Origin of the sequence: Tepidiphilus margaritifer DSM 15129, from assembly GCF_000425565.1 — a bacterium.
GTDB lineage: Bacteria > Pseudomonadota > Gammaproteobacteria > Burkholderiales > Rhodocyclaceae > Tepidiphilus > Tepidiphilus margaritifer.
In genome coordinates this window covers 75,959-94,674 of record NZ_AUDR01000017.1, presented here as the reverse complement: position 1 = coordinate 94,674, position 18,716 = coordinate 75,959, and the positions used below count along the sequence as shown (strand labels likewise).

At 65.9% G+C, this 18,716-nt stretch carries 17 protein-coding genes; 5 read left to right on the top strand and 12 right to left on the bottom strand.

All coding sequences use genetic code 11. The features are described from left to right. Window positions 1–47: 47 nt before the first annotated feature. The 5 genes from grpE (at window position 48) to H607_RS12080 (ending at window position 5,414) form a co-directional block, all read left to right on the top strand. Window positions 48–659, top strand: coding sequence for a nucleotide exchange factor GrpE (gene grpE / locus H607_RS12085; RefSeq protein WP_051240737.1), 612 nt, complete (start codon window positions 48–50; stop codon window positions 657–659). A gap of 59 nt (window positions 660–718) precedes the next feature. Then, on the top strand, window positions 719–2,647 hold the full coding sequence (gene dnaK, locus H607_RS0106980; protein WP_028874843.1) for a molecular chaperone DnaK: 1,929 nt from the start codon (window positions 719–721) through the stop codon (window positions 2,645–2,647). A gap of 90 nt (window positions 2,648–2,737) precedes the next feature. Next, on the top strand, window positions 2,738–3,865 hold the full coding sequence (gene dnaJ / locus H607_RS0106975) for a molecular chaperone DnaJ (protein ID WP_028874842.1): 1,128 nt from the start codon (window positions 2,738–2,740) through the stop codon (window positions 3,863–3,865). Between the two features lie 173 nt (window positions 3,866–4,038). Next, on the top strand, window positions 4,039–4,638 hold the full coding sequence (locus H607_RS0106965; protein ID WP_088178699.1) for a peptidylprolyl isomerase: 600 nt from the start codon (window positions 4,039–4,041) through the stop codon (window positions 4,636–4,638). Further along, entirely contained in the window at window positions 4,635–5,414 is a 780-nt protein-coding gene (locus H607_RS12080; RefSeq protein ID WP_051240736.1) for a UDP-2,3-diacylglucosamine diphosphatase, read from the top strand. The genes H607_RS0106965 and H607_RS12080 overlap by 4 nt, the downstream gene beginning before the upstream one ends. A gap of 3 nt (window positions 5,415–5,417) precedes the next feature. Here H607_RS12080 and H607_RS0106955 read toward each other — a convergent pair whose 3' ends face one another. The 12 genes from H607_RS0106955 to asd are packed head-to-tail and all read right to left on the bottom strand — an operon-like array spanning window position 5,418 to window position 18,700. Further along, the gene (locus H607_RS0106955) at window positions 5,418–6,599 is read right to left on the bottom strand and encodes an O-succinylhomoserine sulfhydrylase (protein ID WP_028874839.1); all 1,182 of its coding nucleotides are present in this window, start codon (window positions 6,597–6,599) and stop codon (window positions 5,418–5,420) included. 10 nt (window positions 6,600–6,609) lie between these two features. Next, window positions 6,610–8,145, bottom strand: a complete 1,536-nt coding sequence (purF, locus tag H607_RS0106950; protein ID WP_028874838.1) for an amidophosphoribosyltransferase — start codon at window positions 8,143–8,145, stop codon at window positions 6,610–6,612. Beyond that, window positions 8,146–8,652: a CvpA family protein gene (locus H607_RS0106945; protein WP_028874837.1), complete on the bottom strand. Its 507-nt coding sequence runs from the start codon at window positions 8,650–8,652 to the stop codon at window positions 8,146–8,148. It lies immediately after the preceding gene. Beyond that, on the bottom strand, window positions 8,649–9,398 hold the full coding sequence (locus tag H607_RS0106940; protein WP_028874836.1) for an SPOR domain-containing protein: 750 nt from the start codon (window positions 9,396–9,398) through the stop codon (window positions 8,649–8,651). The genes H607_RS0106945 and H607_RS0106940 overlap by 4 nt, the downstream gene beginning before the upstream one ends. Further along, complete coding sequence (folC, locus tag H607_RS0106935) at window positions 9,395–10,681, bottom strand: bifunctional tetrahydrofolate synthase/dihydrofolate synthase (protein ID WP_028874835.1); 1,287 nt, start codon at window positions 10,679–10,681, stop codon at window positions 9,395–9,397. The genes H607_RS0106940 and folC overlap by 4 nt, the downstream gene beginning before the upstream one ends. Continuing rightward, window positions 10,678–11,547, bottom strand: a complete 870-nt coding sequence (accD, locus tag H607_RS0106930) for an acetyl-CoA carboxylase, carboxyltransferase subunit beta (protein ID WP_028874834.1) — start codon at window positions 11,545–11,547, stop codon at window positions 10,678–10,680. Before accD ends, folC begins: the two co-directional genes overlap by 4 nt. Then, window positions 11,544–12,356, bottom strand: a complete 813-nt coding sequence (trpA, locus tag H607_RS0106925; protein ID WP_028874833.1) for a tryptophan synthase subunit alpha — start codon at window positions 12,354–12,356, stop codon at window positions 11,544–11,546. Before trpA ends, accD begins: the two co-directional genes overlap by 4 nt. Before the next feature lie 14 nt (window positions 12,357–12,370). Beyond that, window positions 12,371–13,567 (bottom strand): tryptophan synthase subunit beta, encoded by a 1,197-nt coding sequence (gene trpB, locus H607_RS0106920; RefSeq protein ID WP_028874832.1) that lies wholly within the window; start codon window positions 13,565–13,567, stop codon window positions 12,371–12,373. Beyond that, a complete protein-coding gene (locus H607_RS0106915) occupies window positions 13,567–14,205 on the bottom strand; it encodes a phosphoribosylanthranilate isomerase (RefSeq protein ID WP_028874831.1) in 639 nt (212 codons plus the stop codon). Before H607_RS0106915 ends, trpB begins: the two co-directional genes overlap by 1 nt. Then, window positions 14,192–15,001 (bottom strand): tRNA pseudouridine(38-40) synthase TruA, encoded by an 810-nt coding sequence (truA, locus tag H607_RS12075; protein ID WP_051240735.1) that lies wholly within the window; start codon window positions 14,999–15,001, stop codon window positions 14,192–14,194. The genes H607_RS0106915 and truA overlap by 14 nt, the downstream gene beginning before the upstream one ends. A 25-nt stretch (window positions 15,002–15,026) precedes the next feature. Next, a complete protein-coding gene (locus H607_RS0106905; RefSeq protein ID WP_083961974.1) occupies window positions 15,027–17,519 on the bottom strand; it encodes a motility hub landmark protein FimV in 2,493 nt (830 codons plus the stop codon). Between the two features lie 47 nt (window positions 17,520–17,566). After that, entirely contained in the window at window positions 17,567–18,700 is a 1,134-nt protein-coding gene (asd, locus tag H607_RS0106900) for an aspartate-semialdehyde dehydrogenase (protein ID WP_028874829.1), read from the bottom strand. Window positions 18,701–18,716: the final 16 nt, after the last annotated feature.

Sequence of the window (18,716 nt, the reverse complement as noted above, 5' to 3'; positions counted from 1 at the left end):
CCAACCCCATAATGAACCAGTAACCCATATCCGCGGAGCAAACAGGCATGACCGAAGAAACCCGACGCACCGAACCGATCGATCAGCCTCAAACCCCGCAGGCGCCCAGTGCGAACGAAAGTACGGCCAATGCCAGCGAAGAGAAAGCCGACGTGATGCCCAGCCTGGAAGAGATGCTGCGCATCGCCGAGCAGAAGGCTGCCGAACACCACGACGCCTGGCTGCGGGCCAAGGCCGAAGCGGAAAACGTCCGCCGCCGCGCCCAGGAAGAAGTCGCCAAGGCGAGCAAGTTCGCCAGCGAACGCTTCGCCGCCTCCATGCTGCCGGTGAAAGACAGCCTCGAAGCCGCACTCGGCACGCCCAACCAGACCTTGGAAACCCTGCGCCAAGGGGTGGAGCTCACCCTGCGCCAGCTCGAAAACGCCTTCGAGAGCGCCAACGTGCGCCAGATCGACCCGCAGGGTGAAAAATTCGACCCCCACCTGCATCAGGCGGTGGGCATGATCGAGAGCGACGCCGAGCCCAACACCGTCGTGCAGGTGCTGCAGAAAGGCTACCTGTTGCACGAACGGGTCCTGCGGCCGGCACTCGTCATGGTCGCCAAGCCCAAGTCCGAACCGGCAAGCACCGAGGGCGGCGACGGCAACGCCTCCTCTTGAAAAACCGGCGCCCCGCCGCCATCTGAACTTCAATCGAATCCAAACGAGAGGAATACATCATGGGAAAAATCATCGGCATCGACCTCGGTACCACCAATAGCTGCGTGGCCGTGATGGAAAACGGCAAGCCGAAGGTGATCGAAAACTCCGAGGGTGCGCGCACCACCCCCTCGGTGGTCGCCTATCTCGAAGACGGCGAAATCCTGGTGGGGGCCCCGGCCAAACGCCAGGCCATCACCAACGCCGCCAACACCATCTACGCCGTCAAGCGCCTCATCGGCCGCAAGTTCGACGACCCGGAAGTGCAGAAGGACATCAAACTGATGCCCTATAAGATTGTGCGCGCCGACAATGGCGACGCCTGGGTCGAAGTGCGCGGCAAGAAGATCTCACCGCAGCAGGTCTCGGCCGAGATCCTGCGCAAGATGAAGAAGACCGCCGAAGACTACCTCGGCGAGGAAGTAACCGAAGCGGTCATCACGGTGCCCGCCTACTTCAACGACGCCCAGCGCCAGGCCACCAAGGACGCCGGCCGCATCGCCGGGCTCGACGTCAAGCGCATCATCAACGAACCCACCGCCGCGGCGCTCGCCTACGGCATGGATAAGAAGCCGGGCGACTCCAAGATCGCCGTCTATGACCTCGGCGGCGGCACCTTCGACATCTCCATCATCGAGATCGCCGAAGTCGACGGCGAGCACCAGTTCGAAGTGCTCTCCACCAACGGCGACACCTTCCTCGGCGGCGAAGACTTCGACAACCGCCTCATCGACTACATCGTCGACGAGTTCAAGAAGGAACAGGGCGTCGATCTCAAGAAAGACCCGCTGGCCATGCAGCGGCTCAAGGAAGCCGCCGAAAAGGCCAAGATCGAGCTCTCCTCGAGCCAGCAGACCGAGGTGAACCTCCCCTACATCACAGCCGATGCGAGCGGCCCCAAACACCTCGCCATGAAGATCACCCGGGCGAAGTTCGAAGCGCTCGTCGACGACCTCATCGAGAAAACGCTCGAACCCTGCCGCATCGCCCTCAAGGACGCCGGGCTCAAGGTCTCGGACATCGACGACGTCATCCTCGTCGGCGGCCAGACTCGCATGCCCAAGGTGCAGCAAAAGGTCAAGGAATTCTTCGGCAAGGAGCCGCGGCGCGACGTCAACCCCGACGAAGCCGTCGCCATCGGCGCCGCCATCCAGGCGGGCGTTCTGCAAGGCGAAGTCAAAGACGTGCTGCTGCTGGACGTCACACCGCTGTCGCTGGGCATCGAGACGCTCGGCGGGGTGATGACCAAGCTCATCCCGAAGAACACCACCATCCCGACCAAGGCGACGCAGATCTTCTCCACGGCCGAGGACAATCAAACGGCCGTCACCATCCGCGTCTTCCAAGGCGAGCGGGAACTCGCGCGCGACAACAAGCTGCTGGGTGAATTCAACCTCGAGGGGATTCCGCCCGCGCCGCGCGGCGTGCCGCAGATCGAGGTCACCTTCGACATCGACGCCAACGGCATCCTGCACGTGTCGGCCCGCGACAAGGCCACCGGCAAGGAGAACAAGATCACCATCAAGGCGAACTCCGGTCTCACCGAAGAGCAGATCCAGCAGATGATCCGCGACGCCGAAGCGCACGCCGAGGAAGACCGCCGCATGCGCGAGCTGATCGAGGCGCGCAACCAGTGCGACGCACTCATCCACTCGGTGCGCAAGAGCCTGGAAGAGCTCGGCGACAAGGTGAAGGCCGACGACAAGGAAAAAATCGAAGCGGCCCTCAAGGAAGCCGAAGAGGCAATGAAATCCGACGACAAGGGTAAAATCGAGGCCGCGATGCGCAAGCTCGGGCAGGCGAGCGCCGAGATGTCCCAGCATCTCTATGGTGCCGGGGAAGCAGGTGCCGCGCCCGGTGGTGCGGGAACGTCCGCGGGACAACGCGCCGGCGACAGCGACGTGGTCGACGCCGAGTTCACCGAGGTCAAGGACGACAAGAAACACTGATCGGCCCTGCCCCGCACCCTGAAAGCCGAGCCCGCGCCGGACACTCCCGGCCCGGGCTCGGCTGCGTCATGACCCCACACTGGCGAGACGATGACACAAAAAGATTATTACGCGATCCTCGAGGTGAGCCGCGAAGCGACGGCGGCCGAGATCAAAAAAGCCTATCGGCGCCTGGCGATGAAATATCACCCGGACCGCAATCCGGGCGACAAGGACGCCGAAGAAAAATTCAAGGAAATCCAGCGCGCCTACGACGTCTTGAGCGACGAGCAAAAGCGCGCCGCCTACGATCGCTACGGGCATGCCGGCGTAGATGGAGCCGCCGCCGGCGCCGGAGCGGCCGGGTTCGATGATTTCGCCGAAGCTTTCTCCGACATTTTCGGCGATCTCTTCGGCGGCAGCCGGCGTGGCCGCTCCCAGGTCTATCGCGGCGCCGATCTGCGCTACCAGCTCGAGATCTCGCTCGAAGAGGCCGCGCACGGCACCACCAAGACCATCCGTATCCCCACCACGGAGACCTGCGACACCTGCCACGGCACCGGCGCGCGCCCCGGGACGCAGCCGCGCGTGTGTCCCACCTGCGGCGGCATCGGCCAGGTGCGCATGCAGCAGGGTTTTTTCTCCATTCAACAGACCTGCCCCGAATGCCACGGTAGCGGCAGTATCGTCGCCGACCCCTGCCCGGACTGCGGCGGCGCGGGGCGGGTGCGGCGCACGCGTACGCTGGAAGTGAAGATTCCCGCCGGCATCGACACCGGCATGCGTCTGCGCCAGAGCGGCTACGGCGAGGCGGGCATCAACGGCGGTCCGCCGGGCGATCTCTACGTCGAGATCCGCATCAAGCCCCACCCCATTTTCCAGCGCGAGGGCGACGACCTGCACTGCGAGATGCCCATCTCCATCACCACGGCCGCGCTGGGCGGCGAGATCGACGTGCCCACGCTCGATGGCATCGCCAAGTTGCGCATCCCCCCGGGCACGCAGACGGGCAAGGTCTTCCGCCTGCGCGGCAAGGGCATCCGCAACGTGCGCAACCAGGGCGTGGGCGACCTGCTCTGCCACGTGGTGGTAGAGACCCCGGTCAATCTCACCGAGCGGCAAAAAGAACTCTTGCGCGAATTCGAGGAAATCGCCCGCGAAAATGCCGATCGCAACAATCCGCGCAGCAAGTCCTGGTTCGACCGCATGCGCGAATTCTTCACCGGTGAAGCGCAATGAGCGCGGAGCACACGAAAAACTCCTGCGCCCGGCTACGGAACGCGGCGTGCGCGGTGTAAAAAGCGAGATCCACCACATCGACGGCACGTGCATTCGGAAAACGGGAAGCGCCGTCATCGCCGTCGTCATTCAGCCGCGCGCCAGGCCGTACGCATCGTCTTAGGAATCCGTCCATGCCGCAGACCTCCTCCATAAACCGAGTGCGCCGTGCCCTGCTCACGGCGCTTCTCGCCTGCACCTTCCCCACCCTTTCCTTCGCCCAAGGAGCCCAAGCCGTGCAAGTCAAACTCGCCACCAACCGCGGTGACATCGTGCTCGAACTCGATCCCGTCAAAGCCCCCAAGACGGTGGAGAATTTTCTTGCCTACGTCGAGAGCGGCCACTACGACGGCACCATTTTTCATCGCGTCATCGACGGATTCATGATCCAGGGCGGCGGGCTCACCGCCGACATGAAGCAGAAACCGACACGCGCGCCGATTCCCAACGAAGCCGACAACGGCCTCAAGAACCGGCGCGGCACCGTCGCCATGGCGCGCACCCAGGATCCCCACTCGGCCACGGCGCAATTCTTCATCAACGTCGCCGACAACGACTTCCTCGATTATCGTGCCCCCACCACCCAGGGTTGGGGCTACTGCGTCTTCGGCAAGGTCGTGCAGGGCATGGACGTGGTCGACGCCATCAAGTCGGTGAAGACCGGCACGGTCGGTCCTTGGCGAGACGTACCGCTCGAACCGGTGGTGATCGAGCACGCCGAGGTGCTGCGATGACGGCGCTGCCAACATTCGAGGCGCCGCGCCTGCACCTGCCGCGCGCCACGCTCGTCTCCGACCTGCACCTCGACATCGATCGTGACACACCGCGCCTGCACGCCTTCTGCGAATGGCTCACCCAGCGCCCGGCAGAAGAGCCCGTCTTCCTCCTGGGCGACATCTTCGAATTCTGGATCGGCGACGACTGGACGCACCCGGTAGTGGAATCCCTCGTCGCCGCCTTCGCCGAGGCCCGCGCACGCGGCGTCTCGTTCCATTTCCTTGCCGGCAACCGCGATTTCCTCGTGGGCGAGACCTTTGCCACACGCGCCGGCTGGGTGATGTTGCCCGATCCGGTGGCCGTGGACATCGCCGGGCGAGCCTTCGTGCTCACCCACGGCGACCTCCTATGTACCGGCGATCACGCCTATCAAGCCTGGCGTGCCCAGGCGCGGCAGCCGGCCGCCCAGGCCGCCTTCCTCGCCCAGCCCTTGCCGGCGCGTATCGCCTTCGCCCAGCGCTCACGCGAGCAGAGCCGCGCCTACCAGGGGGGGCTGGAGGCGCCGATCGACGTCAATGAGGACGAAGTCCGCCGCTGGCTCGAAACCTACCCTTCAGCGGTGTTGCTCCATGGTCACACCCACCGCTGCGCCGTGCATCGTTACTCGATCGCGGGCGAGACGCGCGAGCGCTGGGTGCTGCCAGAATGGCACGACACCGCCCGCTGGCTGGAAATCGGCCCCGAAGGCACCACCTGGCACGGCGTGACACCGGCCAGGATCGAGCACCGCTGAATCCTACCCACCGATCGCGTCCAGCCCGCGGGCGAGGTCGGCTTGCAGGTCTTCGATCTCTTCCAGACCGACCGAGACGCGCAGCAGGTCTTCGCCCACGCCCATCGCCTGCCGCACTTCCGGGGCCAGCCGCCCGTGCGTGGTGCTCGCCGGGTGCGTAATGGTGGATTTGACGTCACCGAGGTTGCCGGTGATGGAGAATATCCGGGTGGAGTCGATCACGCGCCAGGCCTCGCTGCGCCCGCCGCGTACGCGAAAACTCACCACGCCGCCTCCCAGTTTCTGCTGGCGCCGCGCGAGCGCGTGCTGCGGGTGCGATTCGAGCCAGGGATAGCGCACCTGCACCACGTTCGGATGCCCCTCGAGCCAGCGCGCGAGCGCAAGCGCCGCCTCGCTCTGCACCCGCACCCGCAGCGGCAGCGTCTCCAGGCTCTTCACCAGCACCCAGGCGTTGAAGGGCGAAAGGCTGGGCCCTGCCGTGCGCAGGAAGCGGTAGACCGTATCGATGAGCGAGCGGCTACCGAGCACCGCCCCACCGAGCACCCGGCCCTGACCATCGAGGTATTTGGTGGCCGAATGGATGACCAGATCCGCCCCCAGGGCGAGCGGCTGCTGTCCGATGGGCGTGCAAAAGGTGTTATCGACCGCGAGCAGAGCGCCGACCCGGTGCGCCCGTTCGGCAAGCGAGGCCAAATCGACGAGCTCCATGAGGGGGTTGCTGGGCGTCTCGCAGAAGACGAGCCGAGTGCGCGGAGTGAGCGCCGCCTCCAGCGCCGCGGCATCGCCCAGATCGACGAAGCGCGTGGTGATGCCGAAGCGCGGCAGGATTGCCGAGAAAAGCTGGTGCGTGGCGCCGAAGAGCCCCTGCCCAGCCACGATCTCCTCTCCCTGGGAGACGAAAGCCATGGCCGTGCACAGGATCGCCGCCATGCCCGAGGCGGCGGCGATGCAGGATTCCGCCCCCTCGAGGCTTGCGAGCCGCTCCTGGAACATGCTCACCGTCGGGTTGGTGAAGCGGCTGTAGGTATAGCCTTCTTCCTGCTCGAGAAAGCGCGCCGCCGCTTGCGCCGCGTCGGCGAAAACGAAACTCGAAGTGAGATAGAGCCCTTCGGCATGCTCGCCGAATTGGCTGCGCAGCACGCCATCGCGCACCGCGCGCGTGCCCAAGCCCTTGCCGTCGTTCATGAGCGTCCTTTCATGCATCCTGATCGAGGGGGAGGTTGAGATCGAGCTGCGCCGCGCCGGCGCCTTCTTCACCCTCCCGGGAAGCGGCCGGATCCTCGCCGCGCCGTTCGATCCGTTCGAGATATTCGGGTGTGACGTCGCCCGTGATGTAGCAGCCATCGAAGCAGGAAGACTCGAAGCGCCGGATCGCCGGATTGACGCTCTGGATGGCGCGTTTGAGATCTTCGAGTTCCTGATAGAGCAAGCCGTCGGCGCCGATCTGGCGGCGCACCTCTTCCTCGTCGCAGTAGGCGGCGATGAGCTCGCGGCGGCTCGGCATGTCGATGCCGTAGACGTTGGCGTAGCGCACGGGCGGAGCCGCCGAGGCGAGAAAGACTTCCACGGCCCCGGCATCGCGCGCCATCTGGATGATCTCGCGACTGGTGGTGCCCCGCACGATGGAGTCGTCGACCAGCAACACGCGCTTGCCGCGGAATTCCTGATGCACGGCGTTGAGTTTCTTGCGCACGGAATTCTTGCGCACCGCCTGACCCGGCATGATGAAGGTACGGCCGATGTAGCGGTTCTTGACGAAGCCTTCGCGGTAGGGCAAGCCCAGGCGGGTAGCCATTTCCAGCGCCGCCGGCCGGCTGGAATCGGGAATCGGGATCACCACGTCGATGCGCGCGTGCGGATAACGGGTACGAAAACGTTCGGCGAGGTATTCCCCCATCTTCACGCGCGCCTCATAGACCGACACCCCGTCGATCACCGAATCGGGGCGGGCCAAATAGACGAATTCGAAGAGACAAGGGGCGAGCAGCGGGTCGTCGGCACACTGGCGCGCGCGCATCGTCCCGTCGATGCCGAAGAGGATCGCCTCTCCCGGCGCAACGTCGCGCACCAGCCGAAACCCCAGCGTGTCGAGCGCGACCGACTCGGAAGCCACGAGCCACTCCGTCCCTGCGGGCGTCTCGTTGCGGCCGAAGACGAGCGGACGGATGCCGTAGGGGTCGCGGAAGGCGAGCAGACCGTAACCGGCGATCATCACCACCACGGCATACGCGCCGCGGCAGCGTCGATGCACGCCCCGCACCGCCGCGAACACCGCCTCGTCGTCCGGTCTCGCTCCTTTGGCGGCAGCCGCGAGCTCGTGGGCGAAGACGTTGAGCAGAATCTCGGAGTCGGAATTGGTGTTGATGTGACGCAGGTCGGTTTCGAAAATCTCGCGTTTGAGCGCCTCGCCGTTGGTGAGGTTACCGTTGTGCGCGAGCAGCAGGCCGAAGGGCGAATTGACGTAGAAGGGCTGTGCTTCGGCCGGATTGCAGGCATCCCCTGCCGTGGGATAACGCACGTGCCCGATGCCCCAGTTGCCCACGAGACTGCGCATGTTGCGCGTGCGAAAAACGTCGCGCACCAGGCCCGGCCCTTTGTGCATGTAGAAGCGGTCGTCGCAGCCGGTGGCAATGCCTGCCGCGTCCTGACCACGGTGCTGCAGCACCATCAAACCGTCGTAGATGAGCTGATTGACCGGCTGATGGGCGACCACCCCGATGATTCCGCACATTCAAACGATCTCCCTGGGCAAATGCAATTTCTCGATCAAGAGGTGAGGCAGCCAAGGTTCCAAGCGCTGCAAGGCCGCGACGATCCACGGCGTCGTGCGCGCCTGCTGCCACCATGAGGATTCCTGGGCACCGACCGCCAAAAGCGCCGCCGCGCACAGCAACACCACCGCTGCTCCGCGCAGCACACCGAAGGCGGCACCGAGCAGACGGTCCACGCCCCCCAGTCCGATGGCGTGCAAGATCTCGCGCATGGCGTACCGTACCAGCGCCATCAGCATGAAGATGGCAAGAAAAATCGTCGCAAAACCGAAGATGCGCTGCAGCAAGGGATCGGCGAACCAACCCGCATAGAATGCCCGGCCGATCGGCCAGCCGAACGCCCACCCCAGAGCGATCGCCAGCGCCCAGGCCACCACCGAGAGCAGCTCGGCGACGATGCCCCGCCAAGCGCCCACGAGGAGCGAGATGCCGATCACCGTGAATACCGCATAATCGAACTCATTCATGGCGAAGCGACATGCACGACGCGCGGACTCAGGTGCTGTTGCTCGGCGATCGCCTTGGCCGACTGCGCCTTGGCTTCACTCACGAAAGGACCGATGCGCACCCGATACCACCCATCGTTCCCCCCTTCGACGAAGGCATCGAGCCCGGCGCCGCGCAACTGCCCGGCCACCTGCTTTGCCTTGGCCTCGTCGCGGAAGGCACCCGCCTGCACCACCCAATAGCCAGGCAGCTTTTGCCCCGGTTTCAACGCACCCTCCAGCGCGGCGAGCGCGCGGGCCTTTTCCTGCAAGGCATCGGGTTTGACGGTCGGTGCCGGTTTGGGTTCGATCGCCGGCTTGGGAGGCTCCGGCGGCACGACGGGTTTGGCTGTCGCCACGTTTGTTTCCGGTCGCGGCGGGATGGGGGTTGCCGGCTTGGGCGGCGGCTCTGGTTTGGGCGGAAGCTCTTGCCTGACCGGCGGCGGAGGAACCGGTACGGGCGCCTCGGCGAGCTCGGTTTCCGGTGACGGGGTGACTTCGGAATCAGCCGTCTGGGTCGCGTCGGGGCTGGCCGCAGGTGGCGGCAAAGTATCGGGCGCTTGATCGCGCGAAGGGATTCGCACCTCGACCGGGGCTTTCTCCCCTCGCGGTTTCTTCTCCATCACCAGAGGGAGTGTGACGAGCGCGACCAGCAACAGGACGAGCGCGCCGACGAAACGCCGCCGTACCCTGCGCAACCGCTCGAGAGTTTCTTCCTGGGTCGTCACCGTGCTTCCGTGTCCTGGACGTGCAGCGCACGCAGCGCATCGGCCACCGTGAGGAAAGAGCCGAACACGACGATTCTATCATCGTCCTTGGCCTGCGCCTGGGCTGCGGCAAGGGCTTCGGCCACCGAAGAGAAGGTTCCCTGAGTCGCCACGCCGACGGACTCCAACCGCGCGGAGAGCGCCTCGGCCGTGAGCGCACGCGGTCCTTGCAGGCCGGCGGCGAACCACCAATCGACCCGGGGGGCGAGCACCCGCGCCACGGACTCCACGTCCTTGTCGGCGAGCATGCCGACCACGGCCAAAGTGCGGCGGTACCCCGGCATCGCGGCGAGGTTCTCGGCGAGCACCGCCGCGGCCTGCGGATTGTGCGCGACGTCGAGGATCACGCTCGGGCGACCGGGCAGTACCTGGAAGCGCCCCGGGAGTTCCACCGTCATCAGGCCCTCGCGCACCGCCTGCATCGCCAGCGGCAGGCGATCGCGCAGGCAGGTGAGCGCCATCAGGGCCGCGGAGGCGTTCATCAGCTGATTGACTCCGCGTAGTGCCGGATAGGGCAGACCGCCGCGGTTGCCCGCCGCGCTCGACCACCAGCGCCACTGCTGACGGTCGCCATCGTAGCCGAAGTCCACCCCGAGGCGGTAGAGCTCGGCTCCGAGCGCGGTGGCCGTCTCCAGCACCGAGCGCGGCGGCACCGGATCGGCGACGATGGCCGGCCGACCAGGGCGGAAGATGCCGGCTTTTTCGCGCCCGATCGCCTCCCGGTCCGGCCCGAGCCAGGCTTGATGGTCGAGCGCCACGCCGGTGAGGATCGCGGCATCCGTATCGAAGACGTTGGTCGCGTCCAGCCGCCCTCCCATGCCGACTTCCAGGATGATGGCATCGAGCGGCTCGCGGCAGAAGGCCACCCAGGCCGCCAGCGTGCCGTGCTCGAAATAGGTGAGCGGCACGTCACCACGCGCCGCCTCTACCGCTTCGAAGGCGGCAAGCAGGGCTTCGTCGCCGATCGGCTGACCGTCGAGGCGCACGCGTTCGTTGTAGCGCAAGAGGTGGGGTGAGGTGTAGCAGCCCACCCGATAGCCGCCGGCGCGCAGCATGGCTTCGAGCAGCGCACAGGTCGAGCCTTTGCCGTTGGTACCGGTCACCGTGATGACGACCGCATCGGAGGTAAAAGGCAACTGCTCGCGCACCGCCCGCACCCGCTCGAGCCCCAGGGTGATCACGTGGCTCGCCGCGCGCGCTTCGAGCTGCTCCAGCCAGCGATCCAGAGCGGAAGTCTGCGTCATGCCACCTCGTGCGGGCGCAGCCCCAGCAGAGAAAAGGTGCGCGCGAGCCACGGCCGCAGCCGACGCCGGTCGATGATGGCATCCAGCGCGCCTTTTTCCAGCAAAAACTCGGCGCGTTGAAACCCTTCCGGCAACGTTTGGCGTACCGTCTGCTCGATGACGCGCGGCCCGGCAAACCCGATGAGCGCTCCCGGTTCGGCCACGACCACGTCCCCCATGAAGGCAAAACTGGCCGACACGCCCCCCATCGTCGGGTCGGTGAGCACCGAGACGAAGGGCAGCCGCGCCTGGGCGAGCTGCGTGAGCACGGCATTGGTCTTGGCCATCTGCATGAGCGACAGAACCCCTTCCTGCATGCGCGCGCCGCCGCTCGCCGCGATGCACACGAAACCGCAGCGATGTTCGATGGCGTGGCGTACCCCGCGGACGAAACGCTCACCCACGACCGAACCCATGGAACCGCCCATGAATTCGAACTCGAAACAGGCCGCCACCACCGGCAGGGCCTCGAGATGCCCGGCGAGCACGATGAGCGCCTCGCTCTCGCCCGTGGCCTTGGTCGCTTCCTTGAGTCGGTCGGTGTAGCGTTTGCTGTCCTTGAATTTCAACGCATCCACCGGCCGCACTTCAGCGCCGATCTCCACTCGCCCTTCGGGGTCGAGCAGCGCATCGAGCCGGGCACGGGCGCGGATGCGATGGTGATGACCGCATTTGGGACAGACGCGCAACTCGCGCTCGAGGTCGGCAGCATAGAGCACCTCGTCGCAGGCTTCGCACTTGGTCCACAGCCCCTCGGGGACGTTGTGGCGCGCACCGCTCACTTCACGCCGGATACGCGGCGGCAGGATCTTGTCGAGCCAGCTCATCGAGTCACCTTTTCATCGAGCGCCCGACGGATCGGACGCAGAAATGCTTCCACCCGGCGGCACGCCTCGTCGGCATCCGATGCGCCTTCCAGGATTTCGAGCAGCCGGCTGCCGATGACCACCGCGTCGGCCACGGCGCCGATCTCCGCAGCCGTTTGGGCATCCCGGATGCCGAAGCCCACGGCGATGGGCAGGCCCGTGCGTTCGCGCAAACCGGGAATGCGCGCGAGCACCGAGGCGACGTCGAGTGAGCCCGCCCCCGTCACGCCGGTGAGCGAGACGTAATAGACGTAGCCGCCGCCGAGCCGCGCCACCTCGTCGGCCCGCTCTGGTCTGGAAGTGGGCGCGAGCAGAAAGATCGGGTGCAGCCCCGCTTCGCGCAGCCGCGCGGCGAACGGTTCGGCCTCCTGTGGCGGATAATCGACGGTGAGCACGCCGTCGACGCCGGCTTCACGCGCCGCCTGCACGAAACGCGCCTCGCCCATCGCCTCGATCGGATTGGCGTAGCCCATCAGCACCACGGGCGTATCGGCATCGGTGCGGCGAAAGTCGCGCACCAACTCGAGCACCCGAGCAAGCGTCATGCCTTGCGCCAAAGCCCGTTCGCTCGCACGCTGGATGGTCGGCCCATCGGCCATGGGGTCGGAGAAAGGGATCCCCAGTTCGATCAGGTCGGCGCCGGCGCGCACCAACGCCGGCAAGAGCGCCTGCGTTGTTTCGACCGAGGGAAAACCCGCCGTCACGAAAGGGATGAGCGCCTTGCGCCCCTGCTCGCGCAGGCGAGCGAAGGTGCGATCGATACGGTTCATGGGACGCTCCTCGTTCACCAACGAATGCCCGAGCGTTCGGCCACGGTGTGCATGTCCTTGTCGCCGCGCCCCGAGAGATTGACGAGCAACACCGTCTCACGCGGCAGGCTCGGCGCAAGCTTGGCCGCGTAGGCGAGCGCGTGCGAGGATTCGAGCGCGGGAATGATGCCCTCGTAACGGCACAGCGAGTGGAAGGCCGCCAGCGCCTCGTCGTCGGTCACGGCCACGTACTCGGCGCGCCCCAGATCCTTGAGGAGCGCATGCTCCGGCCCCACGCCGGGATAGTCCAGACCGGCGGAGATGGAATGCGTCTCGCGGATCTGGCCGTGCTCGTCCTGCAGCAGGTAGGTGCGGTTGCCGTGCAGCACGCCGGGGCGACCGGCCACGAGCGTGGCCGCGTGCCGCCCCGTCTCGATCCCCTCGCCGGCCGCCTCCACCCCGATCAGACGCACCGATTCGTGCTCCAGATAGGGGTAGAAGATCCCGATGGCGTTGGAACCCCCGCCGACGCAGGCGATCACGTAATCGGGCTGACGGCCGATGAGCTCGGGCATCTGCCACAGGCATTCCTTGCCGATGACGGACTGGAAGTCGCGCACCATCTCCGGATAGGGGTGCGGCCCGGCCACGGTGCCGAGGATGTAGAAGGTGTCGTGCACGTTGGTGACCCAGTCGCGCATGGCCTCGTTGAGGGCATCCTTGAGCGTGCGCGAACCGGAGGAGACCGGCACCACTTCGGCCCCCAGCAGCTTCATGCGATAGACGTTGGCCGCCTGCCGGCGCACGTCCTCCTCGCCCATATAGACGACGCAGCGCATGCCGTAGCGCGCCGCCACCGTGGCGGTGGCCACGCCGTGTTGCCCCGCGCCGGTCTCGGCGATCACGCGCGGTTTGCCCATGCGCCGGGCGAGCAGCGCTTGGCCGATGCAGTTGTTGATCTTATGCGCGCCGGTGTGGTTCAAATCCTCGCGCTTGAGGTAGATCTGCGCCCCACCCAACGTCTCCGACCAGCGTTTGGCGTGGTAGATGGGGCTGGGCCGGCCGACGTAATGTTTGAGCTCATCCTCGAACTCGGCACGAAAAGACGCGTCGCGCTTGGCCTCCTCATAGGCCTGAGCGAGCGCCTCGAGCGCCGGCACGAGTGTCTCGGCCACGTAGACGCCTCCGTAGGGACCGAAATGGCCCCGGGCATCCGGGTAGTGATAATCCATCAGCGCATTCCTTGGGTCACGGCGGCAAAGAACGCCGCCATCCTCTGCGGGCATTTGATCCCTTTGGCTGCCTCGACCCCGCTCGAGACGTCGACGGCCCACGGTCGCACCCGAGCGATCGCCTCGGCCACCGTCTCGGGCGTAAGGCCCCCGGCGAGCACCACGGGGCGCGGCAGCCCCGGCGGGATCAGGTTCCAATCGAAGGCACGGCCGCTGCCGCCCCAAACGGCGGAGTCGGCATCGAGCAGCAGCCCCTTCGCGTCGGGATAGCATCGCGCCAATTCTAGCAGATCGAGCCCCGGGCGCACCCGCAGCGCCTTGAGATAAGGCCGGGCGAAACGCCGGCACAGCTCGGGCGACTCATCGCCGTGGAACTGCAGCAGGTCGAGCGGCACACGCTCGAGCACCTCTTGCACATCGTCCGGGGCCGGATTGACGAAGAGCCCCACCGTGGTGACGAAAGGGGGCACTTCCGCGAGCAGGGCCTCGGCCTGCGCGATCGTCACCGCCCGGGGGCTGGGCGGATAGAAGACGAAACCGAGCGCATCGGCGCCCAAGCGGCACGCCTCGCGCACGTCTTCGGGCCGCGTCAGGCCGCAGATCTTCACGCGTACACGCCAAGTATCAGTATGAGACATCCACTTCCTCGTATAGACCGAATTCGGGCCGGCGCACGATGCGCTCGGGCACGCCTAGTCCCGGCGGGTACTCGACCCCACAGAAATAGAGCCCGGCGGCAGCGAACGTGGGGGCGGCAAGCGCCCGCTCGCGCCGCTCGAGCACTTCGCCGACCCATTCGGGCGGGAAACGCCCCTTGCCCACGTAGACGAGGGCGCCGACGAGATTGCGCACCATGTGGTGCAGAAAGGCATCGGCGTGCGCATCGAAATGCAGGAAGGGGCCGCGGCGCGTGATCTCGAGACGATGGAGCGTCTTCACGGGGGAGCGCGCCTGGCATTGGGCGGCGCGAAAGGCCGAGAAGTCGTGCGTGCCAAGAAGAAGCGCCGCAGCCTCGCGCATCGGCTCGAGCGCAAGCGGCCGCATCTCCCAACCGACCCGGCCGGTGAGCACGGCCGGGCGCACCGGCGCGTTGTAGAGTACGTAGCGGTAGTGGCGGGAAGTGGCGCGATAGCGTGCGTGAAACGCCTGGGATACGGGCCAGGCCGCCCGCACGGCGACGTCCTCGGGCAAGCGGGCATTCACCCCCCGCACCCAGGCCGAGGCAGGACGTTCGGCCACCGTGTCGAAATGCACCACCTGGGCGAGCGCATGCACTCCGGTATCGGTGCGGCCGGCGCAATGCAGGCGCACCGGGTGGGCGGCGAGCGCACTCACCGCCGACTCCAACACCGCCTGCACCGTGCGCTCCGCCGACTGCGTCTGCCAACCATGAAAATCCTGCCCGGCGTATTCTATGAGCAATGCCCAACGCATCGCGCTCACCGCCGGCAGGAGATTTTCAAGCTTTGCTCCCTTGGATCTTGTCCATGAGCTGCTGGGCCGCTGCACGTTGCGCCTCGTTGCCGTCACGCAGCACTTCTTCGAGCAGCTCGCGCGCGCCCTCGGTGTCCCCCATCTCGAAATAGGCCTGGGCAAGCTGGAGACGCGTGTCGTGATCGGTCGCGCCGGCTTCGCTGGCGAAACGCTCGAGATCGATGTCCATGACCTCGGTCGGAGGGCCGACTTCGGCTGCCCTTTGCGCCTCGGCACTCGCCGCGGTCACCTCAGAGGATTCCTGCATGCGCGCCTGCGTCGTCTGGTCCATGGACGGAGCCTCTATCTCCGGGGAAATCTCGGCGAGGTCGAAATCGATCTCTTCGAGCATGGACTTCAATTCCTGTGACTCCGCCACTGCGGCCGGAGAAGGCGCAGGACGCTCTTCTTGGGGTGTGACAGCGCCCTCATCCAGGGAAAGCTCGGGAAATTCCAGCGATTCGGCGGCGGATGCACTTGCCGGTGCAGGCGCTTGCGCCGGGGCAGAGGCTGCAGGAGAAACCTGCGGCGGGCGAGTCGTCTCCTCTTCCACGGGGGGAAGTTCGAGATCGAACTCCAAAGCCTCTTCTGCCGGAGCAGGAGTCGCGGCCGTTGGCGCAGGTTTCGGTTCGGCCGTCATCTGCTCCGTCAATTTGTCCAGGTCGAAATCGAGATCGACGAAGTCTGCTTGCGGAGCAGTCGCAGCTGGCTCGGCCGATACCGCGGCGGCCGGCGCCGGGGCCGACGCGTTCCTTGGCTCGGACGTCGCTTCTTCTGCTTTCTCGACCAAGGACTCGGGGGGTTCCAAGGTATCGGTTACCACCACCGTAGCGAAACGCTCGTCCTGCGGCCAGGCTCGCTGCCCGATCGCCAGCGCCATGGTCCAGTCGGGCCCCTGCTCTCCAGTCAAATCGGACAAGGTCTTCAAATATTGATCGAACTTTGCCCGATCACCGCGTTTGGCATAGACCTCCAACAGCTTGAGATAGATGGCTGCACGGCGGGGATTCTGTTTGAGTGCGTCGAGCAGAATCTCCTCGGCCTGAGGATCACGGCCATAGGCGAGATAGACCTCGGCCTCGGCCACCGGATCGACCCCTTCGTCGGCATGCAAGGCATTGAACGCGACTTGGGTGAAATCCGTACCGAGAATACTGGAGGTATCGATGTTTTGCCCTGAGGTGACGGCCCGGCCAGACTCGGTGACCGGCCCGGAGTGTTCCATCGTGGTCACGGCGGGCGTCTCCGGCGTCACCGTTGTCGGAGCTGCTGACGGGGAAATGGAAAGGGCGGCTTTTTCCTCGCGACGACGGCGATAAGCAGACCAGCCAAACATCGCAAGCAGTGCGGCCGCAGCCCCGCCCACAGCGGGAAGGAGTGCGTCGCCCCAAGACGCCTCGCTCTGTTTGACGCTGGTTTCGGCTTGCGCCTGCAGGCGAGCGAGGGTGGCATTTTGCGCTTCGAGAAGTTTTTGTAGGCGGGCGATTTCCGTCTCGAGCTTGACGATGCGCTCGTTGGCTTCACCCAAGGCGGCCTCCGAGGCGGACAGACTTTCCTGCAAGGCCGCGGTCTCGGGCGAAGGAATGGCGGGGCTTTTCGTTTCCGTGCCAGCCCCAGCTTCGGGCGCTGCACCGACCTTGAGACGATCTTCGGCGGGTGCGGGCGACGGGGATTCGAGCGCCTCTCGGGCGACCACTTTGCCCTTGTCCGCCGAGGCTTCGGGCGCAGGCCCCGTTTCGCGGGCGGGTGCTGCCGCAACTGCGGCATGCCGTGACTTGCTAGGCACACGCAGCATCGAACGCGCCTCGGCCAGAGGGATACGGCGGATTTCCTCGCTCGAGGGAACTTTGAGCGTCGCACCGACCTTGAGCCGATTGATGTCACCGTCGATGAAGGCGTTGGAATTGGCGCGCCACAGCGCTACGAGGGTTTGTTCGGTCGTAGCACCCGATGGCGCCACCTGGCGCGCAATGGCATAGAGCGTATCTCCGGATTGCACGGTCCATTGGCCCGGCGTCTGCCGCACCGCTGTCGTGGGGGAAGGAATCACGTTCTTGCCGATGGCCGGCACCGGCCGTGCAGGCGCCGCCACTTCCGGCGGATCGAGCAGGATGGCGAACTCTCGCACCAAACGCCCCCCAGCCCAGTTCATGTCGAGCAGCACGTCGACGAACGGCTCGCGGATCGGCGTGCGGCTCGTGAGCACGATCTTGGCTCGATTGCCGTCTCGCACCAGTTTCGCCTCGATCGCCTGAGTCGTGGCGTTGTACGGCACCCCGACTTCGCGGAAATACTCGGGAGGGGCTATACGTGCCGACAGGGATCGCAGTTCTTCCGGGGTCGCCTTCACGGTGATCTCGGCCGTGAGCGGCTCCCCCAAACGGGAGCGCACGATGAGCTCACCGAATCCCGCACTCCAGGCATTCCCCCACAAAGCGCCCAGCAACAGGGCCAATGGCACCTGCCTCGTTCGTTTCATGTTCTGCGCTCCCTAGTCGAGCTCGAATCCTGCACCTGTACCTGTTCTCAAGCTTGCAGCAGGATTCGCAACATTCGGCGCAACGGCTCGGCCGCCCCCCACAGGAGTTGGTCGCCTACCGTAAACGCCCCCAGATACTCCGGCCCCATGGCGAGCTTGTGCAACCGCCCGATGGGTACCGTCAACGTCCCCGACACGGCCGCCGGCGTGAGCTCGCGCTCGCTCGCCTCGCGCTCGTTCGGTACCACTTTCACCCACTCGTTGGCCCCGGCGATGATCGCTTCGATCTCCTCGAGCGGCACGTCGCGCCTGAGCTTGACCGTCAGCCCCTGCGAATGGCAGCGCATGGCGCCGATGCGCACGCACAAGCCGTCGATGGGGATCGAACCCGGCGTACGGAAAGGGGGTTTGCCGAGGATTTTGTTGCACTCGGCCCCGCCCTTCCATTCCTCTTTCGACTGGCCATGCTCGACCGGCACGTCGATCCAGGGGATGAGACTGCCAGCGAGCGGCACGCCGCGAAAATTCTTGGTGGGGAAATCCGGCGAGCGCATCGCCGCCGTCACCTTACGATCGATCTCCAAAATGGCGGAGGCCGGATCGGCAAGCTCAGCGGCCACTGCCTGATGGAGTCGCCCCATCTGTTCGAGCAGCTCGCGCATGTTCTGCGCTCCGGCACCGGAGGCTGCCTGGTAGGTCATCGAGGAAACCCATTCGACGAGCTCCTCGCGGAACAGCCCCCCAAGGGCCATCAGCATGAGCGAGACGGTGCAATTGCCGCCGATCCAGTCGCGCCCACCCTTGGCGAGCGCCGCATCGATCATCGGGCGATTGACCGGATCGAGGACGATCACCGTGTGCGGTTCCATGCGAAGGGCACTCGCCGCATCGATCCAGTGCCCTTTCCAGCCGGCTGCGCGCAGCTTGGGATAGACCGCCTTGGTATAGTCGCCGCCCTGGCAGGTGAGGATGATGTCCATCCGGGCGAGCGCTTCCAGGTCGTAGGCGTCCTGAAGCGGCTCGGCCGGGGTCACGCCGCCGAAGCCCGGCGCAGGTTTGCCTGCGGCCGAAGTGGAGAAATACACCGGTTCGAAGAGGGTGAAATCTTTCTCCTCTTCCATGCGCTGCATCAGCACGGAGCCGACCATGCCGCGCCAGCCCACCAATCCCACTCGTTGCATTGCCATTTCCTGTTCC

Excerpts from the sequence above, each read along its gene's own strand:
- grpE (WP_051240737.1), top strand. The coding sequence starts at position 48 with ATGACCGAAGAAACCCGACGCACCGAACCGATCGATCAGCCTCAAACC.
- dnaK (WP_028874843.1), top strand. The coding sequence starts at position 719 with ATGGGAAAAATCATCGGCATCGACCTCGGTACCACCAATAGCTGCGTG.
- dnaJ (WP_028874842.1), top strand. The coding sequence starts at position 2,738 with ATGACACAAAAAGATTATTACGCGATCCTCGAGGTGAGCCGCGAAGCG.
- H607_RS0106965 (WP_088178699.1), top strand. The coding sequence starts at position 4,039 with ATGCCGCAGACCTCCTCCATAAACCGAGTGCGCCGTGCCCTGCTCACG.
- H607_RS12080 (WP_051240736.1), top strand. The coding sequence starts at position 4,635 with ATGACGGCGCTGCCAACATTCGAGGCGCCGCGCCTGCACCTGCCGCGC.
- H607_RS0106955 (WP_028874839.1), bottom strand. The coding sequence starts at position 6,599 with ATGAACGACGGCAAGGGCTTGGGCACGCGCGCGGTGCGCGATGGCGTG.
- purF (WP_028874838.1), bottom strand. The coding sequence starts at position 8,145 with ATGTGCGGAATCATCGGGGTGGTCGCCCATCAGCCGGTCAATCAGCTC.
- H607_RS0106945 (WP_028874837.1), bottom strand. The coding sequence starts at position 8,652 with ATGAATGAGTTCGATTATGCGGTATTCACGGTGATCGGCATCTCGCTC.
- folC (WP_028874835.1), bottom strand. The coding sequence starts at position 10,681 with ATGACGCAGACTTCCGCTCTGGATCGCTGGCTGGAGCAGCTCGAAGCG.
- accD (WP_028874834.1), bottom strand. The coding sequence starts at position 11,547 with ATGAGCTGGCTCGACAAGATCCTGCCGCCGCGTATCCGGCGTGAAGTG.
- trpA (WP_028874833.1), bottom strand. The coding sequence starts at position 12,356 with ATGAACCGTATCGATCGCACCTTCGCTCGCCTGCGCGAGCAGGGGCGC.
- trpB (WP_028874832.1), bottom strand. The coding sequence starts at position 13,567 with ATGGATTATCACTACCCGGATGCCCGGGGCCATTTCGGTCCCTACGGA.
- H607_RS0106915 (WP_028874831.1), bottom strand. The coding sequence starts at position 14,205 with ATGTCTCATACTGATACTTGGCGTGTACGCGTGAAGATCTGCGGCCTG.
- truA (WP_051240735.1), bottom strand. The coding sequence starts at position 15,001 with ATGCGTTGGGCATTGCTCATAGAATACGCCGGGCAGGATTTTCATGGT.
- H607_RS0106905 (WP_083961974.1), bottom strand. The coding sequence starts at position 17,519 with ATGAAACGAACGAGGCAGGTGCCATTGGCCCTGTTGCTGGGCGCTTTG.
- asd (WP_028874829.1), bottom strand. The coding sequence starts at position 18,700 with ATGCAACGAGTGGGATTGGTGGGCTGGCGCGGCATGGTCGGCTCCGTG.